We start from the raw sequence: 13,421 nt of genomic DNA on the forward strand, positions 1-13,421 counted from the left end.
AGTTCATATTTTAATTGGACCATCTACTGGATGCCGTGGACAAGCCACGGCACGTTGGCGTTGCTGAATTGTCAACAGCCCCTAGTTTTTAATAAACCGATAGTTTTGACAAACGGTTTCTAAAACCCTATGTAAAACGGGTGCTGTATTGATGCTGGAATAATGTTGTACTCGTTGAAATGCGTTAAATGCCAGTTTTTTGGCTAATTGCTGATCGGTAATGATTTGTTCGAGAGCATCAGCCATACTGATCGGATCTTCAGGTTGTACCAAAAGCGCACTTTGGGTGTCGCCTACAATTTCCACAGGCCCTGATAATTGACTCAAGACCATGGGTAAAGAGTGCATCATTGCTTCCAGGACGACCAGACCAAAAGCTTCTTCTCGGGAGGGAAGACAAAAAATATCCAGATTTTTGTAAAAAGAATGTCTGTCCTCTATCCATCCTAATAATTGGACGTTTTCATTCAGATCAAGGTCTTGGATTAATGCAATGCAGTGTTCTTTTTCACTTCCATCGCCAGCAATTTGTGCTTTGAATGCAATGTTTCGTTTCTTCAATTCAGCTAAAGCGTTGATGAATACATCTACCCCTTTAATTTTCGCCAGCCGAGCACATACACCTATAATGGGTACCTTAAATTGTGCGGGTTCTTTGAAGGTTAATTCTTCGGGGATGTGAACCATATTGGGAACGGTAAAAACCCGATCAGCGGCTATACCCGAATTAATGATGTCTTGCCGCATCTGGTCGGTTATCGCAATAATTGCGTCTGTGCCGAAATTGTAGTGACCACGAACATGACATACGGCAATTTTAGGGACATTGGTTTTGGTTTTGTTTAACAGGTAAGCCGCTCTGTAGCTGTGGGTGATCACACAGTCTGGTTGCTCCTTTTGTATCAGTTGCCTAAGGCGGTATATGGCGAGGTAATCGTATTGGTTAAAGTTATGAATTGTTTTCAAGTGATTTTGAGGGCAGCTGTTTTTTATTTCTGCCCTGGGATGAATAACGGGAATAACATGATTACCTTGCAGGGTAAGCGCTTTAGTGTAGTTTAAAAATACTTGTTCCAGTCCCCCGTTCACTTTGGAGAACATCGCATTGATAATTTTCACACCTAACGCCTCGTTATTATAATTTGGTTAAGAGACCCTTTTATAGGTCTATCATGATTTGCCCATCTTCAATGTGGGTTGGATAGACTCTTAAGTCCTTTTTTGTGGTTATTTTGCCCAATAGAGGTCCGACTACAGGAGGCCATGCAGACCAACATTTGGTTTCTCCGGTATTTAAATCAAATTCACTTTTATGAAAGGGACAAACTATGGCACAATCATCAGTGATAACGCCTTTTACCAAAGGCAGTTTCAGATGCGGACATTGTGACTGGATTGCATGAACTTGCTCTTTATGCCAGATAAACAGTATTTTCTGGTCGTCAATTGTCATCACGTGCCGCTTTTCTTGTTGTAATTGTTTCAGTTCCATTGCCGGTTTAAACGCCATGATTCGATTCCTGGTATTAAAAGTTGTACATTATAACAGTGATATGCTTATTCTGTTAGTAAAAAATAAGCAGTTGCGGCACCATTTGCATTGATTTTTTGCATATTGGTTAAGTGAAGATGTGCTGAACACATAATATCAAGACAGCATATGAATAAAAGGGTTATTTAAAAACCTGAATACATTGCATCTTAACTAGAGAGAAGTATAAAATGCGTCATTTATTCTATCTCCACTAGAGAAGCATACAAAATAAGAACAAATAGGAGGGAGCGTGGGCTCTTTGTTTAGAAAAATGTTTATGGCTGCTGTATCATTAGCGATACTCGGTGTTATGGGTCAACCCGTTTATGCTGAAGAAGTGACAAGTAAGCCTATTGAACCCCTAATCGATGGTTATTACCCGGCCTATCCTCCGACAACTCCCGCATCTGGTGTGCAACAGGAGTTGATTCAGCGTGGTGAATATTTGGCAAAAATGGGCGACTGTATTGCGTGTCATACTGACGTCAAAGGCGGTACACCAGCTTATGCGGGTGGCTTACCCCTGGAAACTCCTTTTGGAACATTTTATAGCCCCAATATCACCCCGGATAAGGAAACTGGGATAGGTAACTGGACTGAGCAGGATTTTATTCGTGCGCTTAAAGAAGGTAGAGATCCTCAAGGACGAAATTATTTTCCAGTCTTCCCCTATATTTATTTTTCGAAAATGACTGATGATGACGCTCGGGCTTTATATGCTTATTTTATGAGCATTCCTGCGGTGAATCAGAAGAATAAGGATTTGCCTTTCCCCTTTGGCGTTCCCGGGGCACGATTTTCCCTTTGGGGTTGGAATATTTTGTTTTTCTTTCCTGAGGACAATGCCATTGAATATGAAGCGGATAAGTCTCCTGAGTGGAATCGTGGCCGGTATATAGTTGATACTTTGGGGCATTGCAGTATGTGCCATACCCCATTAAACGTATTTGGCGCTCCCAAGAATCGATACTACTTAACCGGCAGTTTCATCGATGGGTATTGGGCTCCTAACATTACCAAATACGGGTTGGAATCGGCTTCAACGGCTGAGGTAGCTGATGTGTTCAGAAAAAATGAGCTCATAAATAATGCAGGTCCGGTTGCAGGCCCTATGTCTGAGGTAAATCACAACAGCTTACAATACTTAACAGAAGCTGATCAGTTGGCTATTGCTGCATACCTTAAGACTGTGGTGAGTGAAGAACGCTATGGTGTGTCGCCTTCGGATATGCCCCCAACATTAGCCCGTGGAAAACAGGTTTATTTGAAGGCCTGTATTATTTGCCATCAGGACAGTCAAATGAGTGCACCTGTGATAGGCGATCCCGCTAACTGGTATGCTCGTTTGAAAGGTAGTGGCCTAACTGGTCTGTATCGGCATGTCATCAACGGCTACAACTCCATGCCCGTTAAAGGGGCTTGTGTTACTTGTTCTGATAACGACATCATCGCCTCTGTGGACTATATCCTGAATAAATCCTTGACACGAGCTCAGTGGCTAGACTTGAAAACAGGCGGAGCAGAAAAATATCCAGCGAATGGAGAAAATACATACAACGAAAATTGTGCCGTTTGTCACAATGAAGGTAAATTAGGTGCTCCTAAAATTGGCGACAAACAAGCATGGGCTCCTTTAATCGCTAAAAATATGGATGTTTTGATCGAAAATACGGTTAATGGTAAAGGCCATGTTAAAAACGGTGGTTGTAAAAAATGCACTACAGACGAAGTGATAGAGGCAATCAAATACATCATCAGTCAATCTAAAACTGAGGGAAATTATTCTCTGTGGTAGAGATACAGACTGGTTATAGTAGTTTAATCGATTAAAAACGAGCCGGGTCAACCCGGCAACTTGAAGAGATGAGGGATTGTGATGTTAAACAGGTTAAAGATCTGTAGATTGGTGGTAATGCTGTGCAGTTTTGTATCGGCTCAAGCAGTTTGGGCGGCTGCGGATAACTGGCAGTTAAACATGTACAAAGGGGTAACACCTTTAAGCCATGATATGTATTATTTGCATATGGTATGTATGGCCGTATGTGCTGTTATTGGTGTCGTTGTATTTGGAGTAATGATTTACTCTCTTATTCATCACAGAAAATCCAAGGGGTATAAACCCGCATCATTCCATGACAATCCTCGCCTTGAAATCGTCTGGTCCATTATTCCTTTTTTAATCCTTGTTGGTTTGGCGGTGCCTGCTACTCGAGTACTAATTCGTATGGATGATTCCAGTCAGTCCGATGTTACGATTAAGGTTGTTGGATATCAATGGAGATGGCAATACCAGTATCTTGATCAGGGTATCAGTTATTACAGTAATTTATCGACACCTTACGATCAAATACAAAACAAAGAGAAAAAAGGTCAGTGGTATCTTTTGGAAGTGGATAAGCCATTGGTTTTACCCATAAATCAGAAAATTCGTTTTCTTGTTACTTCTAACGATGTAATCCATTCCTGGTGGGTTCCTGAACTGGGTATTAAGCGAGATGCTATTCCTGGTTTTATGTATGAGGCATGGGCCAGAATTGAAAAACCAGGGGTATACAGAGGCCAGTGTGCTGAATTGTGCGGTATTAACCATGGTTTTATGCCTATAGTGGTTAAGGCTGTAACAGAGAACGAATTTAAGGAATGGGTCGCCAATCAGGAAAAAGTCGCTGATCAGTATGCAAAAACAGAAGATGAGCCTGGCAAGCAAGCAACGATGACCCGAACTCAATTAATGACTTTAGGTAAGCAAAAATACGAACAATTTTGTTCTGCTTGTCATAAAGCAGATGGAACCGGGCTTCCACCCATGTATCCTGCATTAAAAGGCAGTTCTGTAGCAGTAGGAAGACCAATAGCACGTCATATCAATTTGATTCTCGATGGTATTCCCGGATCAGCCGGCATGATGCCTTACAGAGATCAGTTGACCGATGAAGAAATCGCCGCAATTACTACTTACGAACGTAATGCTTGGGGTAATAATACTGATGATGAAATACAACCGTCAGAGGTCGCTAAATTACGGCAAAGTACAATTAAAAAACCTACCATGGTTAATAAAGCTAAAGCAGGAGGTTTACAATGAGCAAGGCATTAGCACATACAGAAGATTCCCATGAGGATCATGGTCCAGAACAGGGTAAAGGATTGATGGGATTTGTAAAACGCTGGTTGTTCACCACAAACCATAAAGACATAGGCAGCTTGTATTTATGGTTGGCTATGATAAGTTTTTTTGTCGCAGGCGGTATGGCGTTGATTATCAGGGCTGAACTTTTTCAGCCAGGTCATAGGTTTGTCGATCCTAATTTTTACAATCAAATGACCACCATGCACGGGCTGATTATGCTATTTGGTGTTGTAATGCCTGCTTTTACAGGGATGGCAAACTGGCAGATACCATTGATGATTGGTGCTCCCGATATGGCTCTTCCACGACTAAATAACTGGAGCTTCTGGATATTGCCTTTTGCTTTTTGTCTGTTGTTTTCAACTATGTTCCATGCGGGTGGCGGTCCTAACTTTGGTTGGACTATGTACGCACCTTTATCCACCAAATACGCACCGCCAAGCACCGATTTTATGATCTTTGCCATTCACATGATGGGGCTTTCATCGATCATGGGATCTATCAATATCATCGCAACGATTTTGAACTTGCGGGCTCCTGGTATGACTTTGATGAAAATGCCCATGTTTGTGTGGACTTGGCTGATTACTGCGTTTTTATTGATAGCGATTATGCCGGTACTGGCTGGTGCGGTAACCATGATGTTGGCTGACAGACATTTTGGAACCAGTTTTTTTAATGCCGCAGGCGGTGGGGATCCTATTCTGTTTCAGCATATTTTCTGGTTTTTTGGTCACCCTGAAGTGTATGTATTGGTACTCCCTGCATTTGGCGTAATTTCAGAAATTATACCAACATTTAGCCGTAAGCCTCTGTTTGGCTACCATTTTATGGTTTATGCAACAGTGAGTATTGCGTTGTTGTCCTTCATAGTTTGGGTGCATCATATGTTTACCACTGGTGTTCCTCTTGGTGCCGAACTCTTTTTCATGTATACCACCATGCTGATTGCCGTTCCAACGGGGATTAAAGTATTTAACTGGGTGAGTACCATGTTCAAAGGAGCAATGACGTTTGAAACGCCTATGCTTTTCGCACTGGGTTTCGTATTTCTGTTTACCATAGGCGGGTTCACCGGTTTAATGCTTGCTTTAGTGCCTGCTGATTACCAATATCAGGACAGTTATTTCGTAGTCGCACATTTCCACTATGTTTTGGTTCCTGGCGTTATATTTTCCCTATTTGCCGCAACGTACTACTGGCTGCCAAAATGGACGGGGCACATGTACAATGAGTGTATGGGCAAATGGCATTTCTGGTTATCCGTTATTTCGGTTAACCTGACATTCTTCCCCATGCATTTCCTTGGCTTAGCCGGTATGCCGAGAAGGATTCCTGATTATGCCTTGCAATTTACTAATTTTAATATTATTGCAACTGTCGGGGCTTTCATTTTTGGCCTGTCGCAATTATTGTTTTTAGCCAACGTCATCCTTACTATACGCAAAAAAGGCACTAAAAAAGACGTGGTCACAGATCGTGTTTGGGAGGGGTCGCATGGTTTAGAATGGACTTTACCGTCTCCGCCGCCTTACCATACTTTTTCTACTCCACCTGAGATTCACTAAAGGTGGAGTTGTATGAGTAATGCAAAGAAGCAACGAAAATTACTGATTGTACTGACTCTTGTTGTTTTAGGTATGTTTGCTTTTGGTTTTGCACTGGTGCCCATATACAATACCCTGTGTCGTACATTGGGCATTAACGGTAAAACAAACCCGCAAGCCATAGCCTATGATGTAACTAAAGCAAAAATCACTAAAGACAGAGTGGTTTTAGTTGAGTTCGTTGCAACGAACAACAGCGGCATACCGTGGGATTTTTACCCAAAAATCTCCAAAATTAAAGTGCATCCGGGAGAGATAGCCAAGCTGTCTTTTTATGCTGAAAATAAAACAGATCATAGAATGACCGTGCAAGCAATTCCAAGTGTTACACCCGGTATTGCAGCTAAATATTTAAAAAAGACTGAATGTTTTTGTTTTACACAACAAACTCTGAACGGCCATGAAGCGATGGATATGCCTTTGTTATTTCATTTGGATGCGGACTTGCCAGAACAGATTAATACAGTAACCTTGTCTTATACATTATTTGATGTATCAGAACGTATGATGAATTAGAACATGGCGTTTTATTCATAAAGTGCAAGATGGAGTTCTAAAGCTCTCTAATTGCAAATGAACAGAATGTCATGAAATATAAACAGACCCGGGAATCAGCATTTGTAGACTGATTTATTGACACAGGAGATTAAAATACAATGGGAGCGCACGGTACTTATTATGTCCCCAAGCCCAGTCACTGGCCTTTGGTGGGCTCAATTGGATTACTGACTACCCTCGTTGGAGCGGCATCCTGGCTTCATGTTGATTGGTATGGTCCGTACATATTTACAGCTGGACTTTGTATTATGATCTTTATGATGTTTGGCTGGTTTGGTCAGGTAATATATGAAAATGGCAAGGGACTTTATGATCTGCAAGTTGATCGCAGTTTCCGCTGGGGAATGTGTTGGTTTATTTTTTCCGAGGTGTGTTTCTTCGGAGCGTTTTTTGGTGCGTTGTTTTTTGCACGTTTTTGGGTAATACCTTTACTAGGAGGTGAGGTTCATCCCATCACTCACTTCACTTTATGGTCTGATTTTAAAGCGTCATGGCCTTTACTGGATAACCCGAATAATCAGATTTTTGCAGGTGCTCATGAAGCCATGGGGGCATGGGGTCTGGCTGCTATTAACACTTTAATTCTTTTGACATCAGGGGTAACCATAACCTGGGCTCATTGGGCATTGAAGTTAAATAAACGTACCCAGTTACTGGTTGGCATGTCTTTGACTATTGCTCTTGGTATTCTCTTCTTGATGTTACAGGCTTATGAATATCATGAAGCTTATGAAGAAATGAATCTGACATTGGCATCAGGAATCTACGGAACAACCTTTTTCATGCTGACTGGTTTTCACGGTTTACACGTGACCCTTGGAACCATCATGCTGATTGTCATATTAATTCGCTGCAAACGAGGACATTTCACACCTGAACGCCATTTTGCTTTTGAGGGTGTAGCATGGTACTGGCATTTCGTGGATGTGGTATGGCTGTTTCTCTTCCTCTTTGTTTATTGGCTGTGAGTTAGATACGCATAGAGCAGGTTACAACCGGGTGTCGATTAGTAAGCCCGGTTTGAACTGAATGTGCTCAACTTCTAATTTAAACGTGAAATAGTATTTGATGAATTCTATTTCACGTACAGTCCCAATACCCCTAAAGTAATGCGCTGTAAACAAAACCCTTAAGTCTTTTTCGAGATAATCATGGCCTGTTAAAGTCAATTCTGTATCAGAAAGGCTTATCATGTGGCATTCATGAACGATATCGCCAGTTTTGATGGTCACGTTTACTGGTTGTACCGGTTGTATCAACACGGTAATCTCCATCAGGTATTCAAACTACTGTACCTTTAGCCTATTCTTTAACAGAATAGAAAAAAGTCTTATCCTCCTATTATTGTTCTTTTTAAAACAATTTAAATAATTAATGTTCATATGTATAAGTTTAGTCTATATTTATAGATTAAGTAAATTACTTCCTTGACTAGTTTTTAACAATGTCGATTCATTAATGTGATCATTAATCCGGTGCTGTTCTTCTTCTGACAAAGGCTGCTTTAATTCCAGGCTTTCCAGTTGACACGTATCGCTACTAAGAAATGTGAGGAGACTGCTGAAGAAGCGTTCATCCCAATTCTGATTGTGTACTATTAAATGTTTTAATGAACGCATGTTTTCTAATTGGGTGGCTTTGATATAGCTGCCTTGTTTGTTTAGAGGTTTGGGAATTGATTTAACAAAGTCATTGCTAAGCTCCAGAGTTTCAATAAAGGGGTTATTTTTGATGGCATCAAATACCTGTTGCGTATTGGCTGATGTTTTTTTCCAGAAAGAGGTTTTTTTAGGGTTAATATGAATTAATGCGAGTCTTTTCGTGTCGGTGTAGGGCAGTCGTTTCAACAGATTTTGCAAATTTCTATTTGAATACTCCGTGCAATTAAGTATCCACTCTTCAAGAAAGCCTTTTTGGACATTGTCTTCCTGACTTGACATGATTCCTTTCCTCCTGATTATAAAACATCCCTGAATTCGATGATGTACGATTTAGTTTAGCTTGTGTGTTGGTTTATGTCAGAATCTTTTAGATGACCAAGTACTGTTCGCTATGATAACGGAGTGATAGTAGTTGATGCAGCGCAGCGCAATCAAGGTTTTAAGTGCACTGGCCATAGCGCTATTCTCGCAGGTGAAAGCCTTCTGTGAGCTGGTTTAAACCTGTTCACCAGAAGAGCAAGGGTTTGCATTGTGAGGTGAAAACTGAATATTAATTGAAGGGGGCAAACTAAATAAACTTTTTAAATATCATGCGTACAAACGGAGCATTATAAAGCCAAAGTACTAGCTTCCTTAACTAAACAGACTGGAAAGCCTTGAAATACAGCCACAGCATTCCTCAGAAGGAGGTGCTCTTCTGGCTTGGGGAATTTTTGTATTATGTAAGACTTGAACAGGTAATCTCGCTCCAGAAAATAATTTTTCATCTGAAAAGATTTGTATGAAGAAATATTGGTCAGTATGACGTTGGGTTTTAATTCTGATCTTAAAATCTTTCATTACATTAGCAGCTGGTCCATTGGGAGATCTGCTTGCCCGGTTGTGCAACATGAGTATCGTTTCTTCTATGTTAACTGTGGGGTGAAAAATTGCATTTATCGCCCTTGGATTGTTACTGTATCGGCTATAACAAGCCAACAGACTTGGATAATCTAATGGGCGAACATAACTACGAGTTGGGATATAAATACTTGGAGTTGGGCGGGGAGGAGGCGTGGGAATTTTCCTTTTCGGTTTTGGTTGTTGATAAAAAGATCCATAAGACGTTGTTGCTACCTGCTCCCGCATGGGGAGTACCTTATTTCGAGCATCTACTCTATAGGATGTTTGGTAGGAATGGGAACCGGCGCTAGAGGTTTTTGAGTTAGCAAAAATTCTGTGTTCGTCATCTTCATAGGTAGTCGTGCAAATTTCCGAATCGTCTTTAAGTAATGATGAACTCGAGCTACCCACTTTTTTTCCATTGATATTATAATAAACTGTTTTATATTTAGGGACATATCCATCCGAAAAAGTACTTATTGATGTGCCGCATTGAGCTCCAGTATGATCGAAATAGGTAGTACGAAACTCGGTTGATATCCCAGCAAGTAACTTTTTTTCTACAGCACTTCTAACAGAAGTTCCACATAGTGTTCTTTTCGATTGATCGTCATAGTAATGCGTTTCAACTTTTTTACTGAACGGGGATTTTTTAATTTGAGCAAATTTTGCATGAATACCGAACATAAAAAGAGCATCACCGCACATAAAAAACTGCCTCAATAAGTGTAATAAACTCACATTCCAGAAATTTAAATTTTCTGCCAGTGTGTTGACATTACGGGGTTGACAACGAAATTTGGAAAACCAGGTCTACAATCATGGGGGTTAGATGTTATCGAATTCACTACTTGTCTCAACTAATAATTCAAATCTGTTATAAGTGATTTTTTAACAAATTATAATTGAATGAGCCGTTTGTGTTTCCCTTGGCTTGCCAAATTAACATTTTAACAGGTAACCAGGTGGATTTTATAACCGTATAAAATACGGGGTTCTATCAAGAAATAAAGACATACGCATAGGATTGCTGGAAATAACCGCTTTTTAACTCATTGATACATCCTCAATCTCACTTTACTTGCTCATTTACTAAGCTATATCTTGCAATTCCCTGCAATTTTATGCATAATATTAAATCAAAATGATATATAAAAATTCACGGACCAACCGAAATACGAATAAAATGCATACACACCTTTTGCTCGATCAAATTCCAGGTTATTTTTCAATATTAGATGCAAATTCCAACTTTTTATTCGGTAACGCCTTTTCTCTCAAGGTATCGGGTTTTAGAACCTTAGATAAAATGCAGGGTCGCTCTTATTGCGATATGAAATGCAAGGCCTCAGAGCAACATAGCGAGTTTTTTCGTCAAGATAGGCTGGTTATTCAGCAAAAAAAGACGCTAAGAATTCTTGGTCGTTATTGTTACCACGATGATAATTGGCGAATAGTATACGGCGAAAAATTCATACTAAAAAATGAAGACAACCAGTTATCTTCCATTGCCCAACATTTTTATGATGTCACTCACACCAATGTATTTAATTTAATGATTCTGTGCGAATTTGATTCGAAATCAAACAAATCATTGGGGCAACAAAGTTTTATCATCGAAGATAATTATCCTGAAATAAGCCTTTCTGAACGGGAAACAGAATGCTTTTTTTATCTACTAAGAGGACATTCAGCAAAATCCGTCAGCACCAAATTGAACCTGTCGGTTAGGACGGTCGAATCTTATTTGGAAAATATAAAAAATAAACTTAATTGTACGACTAAATCAGAACTCATTGAAAAAGCATATTCGTTAGGATATTTGCACATCATTCCTAAAGCACTATTTCAAATCAACTCTGACCAGGCATGACTCCATCAAAAAAGCCTAAACCGAATTAAAAGACCTTGCCAAAATCCTCAGAAATGATGATCTAATCTCCTGGGTTGAAATGATATTACATTCAGTGTTCTGACCTAAAACAATCACCAAGAGTTAGCGTTTTATTACAGTCTAATCAACTGAATACTAGGACAGGGGATTAATTGACTTGGTCTAATGGATTTTAACATCCCAGTTAAGAGATAATGTACTTAACTGAAAAAAATGGCAGCAGGAAAGCAATATTCTAAAGAATTTAAACTTCACGCAGTGTGTCTGGTATCAGAGCAGTGCTATGGCTGCACAAAAGCTGCTAAAAGATTGGGGATTCATTAAATGAGGATGACGTTGGAGTTTCCTCACCCACATCCAATTTTATTAATTCTTCATTAATTTTACTTGCCAGTAATTCAATAAATATAGGAGCATTTTCCCGAACACTTTCCATTGTTCTGCGAGCTGCTTTTATTACATCCTCATTAAAAGTGGCACATCGAGCAAACTGTCTTAATAATTCTTCTGGATTGATAGTTATTTTAGAATCAATTTGACACTTGGGATGCTTGTACAACTGCAATATTTTTTGATTTAAATTTTCGAGGCTCGCCTCTGTTATTTCTACGCTAATGGTGTAATGTACAGGACCTGAATTAAAAGAGATATCAACTGCTCTCGATGCTTGATTAATATTTAGTGAAAACATTGATTCTGTTTCATAAGAACTTTGTTTTGTAAAAAAACTAAATGATAAATTCTTTACTGTTTCAGTTGCATCGAGTGCAATGAGGAGATGCGAATGAAAAGCTAGAGGATAATAATATGCCGCAGATAATACACCGTTAAATGCACAGTATTTTGTATACATACCTACGGTAGTTCTATCTGAAAAAAATCTTATCACAATGAGCTCCTACAGTGTAAGTTAGCGAAAATACAACATAAGTTCATTTATTGTCAAATTCTAGTCTCGTAACTTTATCAAGCAGCGTATAAAAAGAATTTAGTAACGTAATTTGACTCGATTCGGGACGGAAATGAATGTCTTGGAATAATAGGTTGAAGAGCATTTTAAATAGATAAGATATTTAATCGTAAATCCCCATCCCGAGCGCATTGAGGGATCTCCCTGCTGTGGCACACTCTCTAACATAACGAGCTATATGAAACGATATTGTACGGGGTGGTTTGTCTAACCCATCACTGGATGGTGGCTTTGAGCTGTTGCTGCTCTTCGTGTTCAGATGTTTTTCCAGTTCAGTACTCTTTGCCAAAAGCGTTGTGATAATTTGTTCGTAGTCTTTCATCATTTATTTGCTCATAACCTCATAATTTTTCTAGTGTTTTTTACACTATTTTAGTATGTGCCACTGCAGGGGGATATCTCCCTGCGCTCGGGATAAGGTAGGGAGTTACATGAAAATTATTTTTGAAATATTATGGATAAAAGATCTAATACCTTAATTTGGGTTTCCTTTTCAATTACGCCTATTTTTTTTACAATACGAGTTCGATCAATTGATCTCAGTTGATCTAGCGCTATCTGCCCCTTCTTATCTTTAAATTCTGTCAATATTCTTGTTGGAAAATTGTCTTTGATTGTACTGGTCATCGGTGCAATTATAACTGTTTTTAGCCTGCTTAAATTCATTGAGTCTGGCGATATAATCACTGCTGGACGTGTTTTTTTTATTTCAGAACCAATTGTTGGATCGAGGTTTACTAAAAAAATATCAAACCTTTTTATTTTTACCATGTCCATTCATCCATATCGAAATCATTGTTTAGATTTAAATGAGCTTCATCGCTACTGTTGTCTACAACAGCATTGAATTGCTCTAACCATCCTTCCTGCCGATTTTTGATTGGGATTAATGTAAGCACGCCCTTTTCATCGGCTCTAATTTCCAATTCTTCTCCAGGATGTAAATGAGCTTCTTTAATGATAACTGCAGGAATTCGAATTCCGATTGAGTTTCCCCATTTCGTTAGAATAACTTTAGACATGACAACCCCAAATATGTATATACATAGTATAATTATACAATATATATACATTTATTCTAGCATTTCAGTACGGAAATGAATTTCTCAGAACGACCTCTTTGGGGATATAAGGCAAGGTCATCGATTTTCTCTAATTCATCGATTTTACGATGTACTAGGGTCC

Annotated in this window: 15 protein-coding genes; 6 read left to right on the forward strand and 9 right to left on the reverse strand. The window is 39.3% G+C overall.

From position 1 onward, the window contains the following. Positions 1–81: 81 nt before the first annotated feature. Together Lwor_RS06485 and Lwor_RS06490 are read right to left on the reverse strand one after the other, a co-directional pair. Positions 82–1,119 carry a glycosyltransferase family 4 protein gene (locus tag Lwor_RS06485; protein WP_058493087.1) on the reverse strand — a complete coding sequence of 346 codons (1,038 nt, stop codon included), beginning with the start codon at positions 1,117–1,119 and terminating at the stop codon, positions 82–84. A gap of 40 nt (positions 1,120–1,159) precedes the next feature. Next, entirely contained in the window at positions 1,160–1,510 is a 351-nt protein-coding gene (locus tag Lwor_RS06490; RefSeq protein WP_058493088.1) for a Rieske (2Fe-2S) protein, read from the reverse strand. A gap of 274 nt (positions 1,511–1,784) precedes the next feature. On the opposite strand from Lwor_RS06490, the gene Lwor_RS06495 reads away from it, so the two are divergent. From Lwor_RS06495 to Lwor_RS06515, 5 genes are all read left to right on the forward strand, one after another. Beyond that, positions 1,785–3,329, forward strand: a complete 1,545-nt coding sequence (locus Lwor_RS06495) for a c-type cytochrome (RefSeq protein WP_058493089.1) — start codon at positions 1,785–1,787, stop codon at positions 3,327–3,329. 81 nt (positions 3,330–3,410) lie between these two features. Continuing rightward, positions 3,411–4,619 (forward strand): cytochrome c oxidase subunit II, encoded by a 1,209-nt coding sequence (gene coxB, locus Lwor_RS06500; protein WP_058493090.1) that lies wholly within the window; start codon positions 3,411–3,413, stop codon positions 4,617–4,619. After that, entirely contained in the window at positions 4,616–6,232 is a 1,617-nt protein-coding gene (gene ctaD, locus Lwor_RS06505; RefSeq protein ID WP_058493091.1) for a cytochrome c oxidase subunit I, read from the forward strand. Before coxB ends, ctaD begins: the two co-directional genes overlap by 4 nt. Before the next feature lie 12 nt (positions 6,233–6,244). Further along, positions 6,245–6,787, forward strand: coding sequence for a cytochrome c oxidase assembly protein (locus Lwor_RS06510; RefSeq protein ID WP_058493092.1), 543 nt, complete (start codon positions 6,245–6,247; stop codon positions 6,785–6,787). 140 nt (positions 6,788–6,927) lie between these two features. Continuing rightward, positions 6,928–7,797 (forward strand): cytochrome c oxidase subunit 3, encoded by an 870-nt coding sequence (locus Lwor_RS06515; protein ID WP_058493093.1) that lies wholly within the window; start codon positions 6,928–6,930, stop codon positions 7,795–7,797. Positions 7,798–7,818: 21 nt separating this feature from the next. Here the strand turns inward: Lwor_RS06515 and Lwor_RS06520 are convergent, their stop codons facing one another. From Lwor_RS06520 to Lwor_RS06530, 3 genes are all read right to left on the reverse strand, one after another. Further along, a complete protein-coding gene (locus tag Lwor_RS06520; protein WP_058493094.1) occupies positions 7,819–8,091 on the reverse strand; it encodes a hypothetical protein in 273 nt (90 codons plus the stop codon). A gap of 141 nt (positions 8,092–8,232) precedes the next feature. Next, positions 8,233–8,769 carry a hypothetical protein gene (locus Lwor_RS06525; protein WP_058493095.1) on the reverse strand — a complete coding sequence of 179 codons (537 nt, stop codon included), beginning with the start codon at positions 8,767–8,769 and terminating at the stop codon, positions 8,233–8,235. Between the two features lie 354 nt (positions 8,770–9,123). Beyond that, a complete protein-coding gene (locus Lwor_RS06530; RefSeq protein WP_058493096.1) occupies positions 9,124–10,080 on the reverse strand; it encodes a hypothetical protein in 957 nt (318 codons plus the stop codon). A gap of 478 nt (positions 10,081–10,558) precedes the next feature. Between Lwor_RS06530 and Lwor_RS06535 the strand changes: the two genes are divergently transcribed. Then, positions 10,559–11,245: a PAS and helix-turn-helix domain-containing protein gene (locus tag Lwor_RS06535; RefSeq protein WP_058493097.1), complete on the forward strand. Its 687-nt coding sequence runs from the start codon at positions 10,559–10,561 to the stop codon at positions 11,243–11,245. Between the two features lie 322 nt (positions 11,246–11,567). Here the strand turns inward: Lwor_RS06535 and Lwor_RS06540 are convergent, their stop codons facing one another. From Lwor_RS06540 to Lwor_RS06555, 4 genes are all read right to left on the reverse strand, one after another. Then, positions 11,568–12,155 carry a hypothetical protein gene (locus Lwor_RS06540; RefSeq protein WP_058493098.1) on the reverse strand — a complete coding sequence of 196 codons (588 nt, stop codon included), beginning with the start codon at positions 12,153–12,155 and terminating at the stop codon, positions 11,568–11,570. A gap of 184 nt (positions 12,156–12,339) precedes the next feature. Continuing rightward, entirely contained in the window at positions 12,340–12,561 is a 222-nt protein-coding gene (locus Lwor_RS14210; RefSeq protein ID WP_058493099.1) for a DUF6444 domain-containing protein, read from the reverse strand. Between the two features lie 113 nt (positions 12,562–12,674). After that, positions 12,675–13,007 carry a type II toxin-antitoxin system PemK/MazF family toxin gene (locus Lwor_RS06550; RefSeq protein ID WP_172458829.1) on the reverse strand — a complete coding sequence of 111 codons (333 nt, stop codon included), beginning with the start codon at positions 13,005–13,007 and terminating at the stop codon, positions 12,675–12,677. Then, complete coding sequence (locus Lwor_RS06555) at positions 13,001–13,258, reverse strand: AbrB/MazE/SpoVT family DNA-binding domain-containing protein (protein WP_058493101.1); 258 nt, start codon at positions 13,256–13,258, stop codon at positions 13,001–13,003. The genes Lwor_RS06550 and Lwor_RS06555 overlap by 7 nt, the downstream gene beginning before the upstream one ends. Between the last annotated feature and the right edge of the window lie 163 nt (positions 13,259–13,421).

Origin of the sequence: Legionella worsleiensis, from assembly GCF_001467535.1 — a bacterium.
Classification (GTDB): domain Bacteria; phylum Pseudomonadota; class Gammaproteobacteria; order Legionellales; family Legionellaceae; genus Legionella; species Legionella worsleiensis.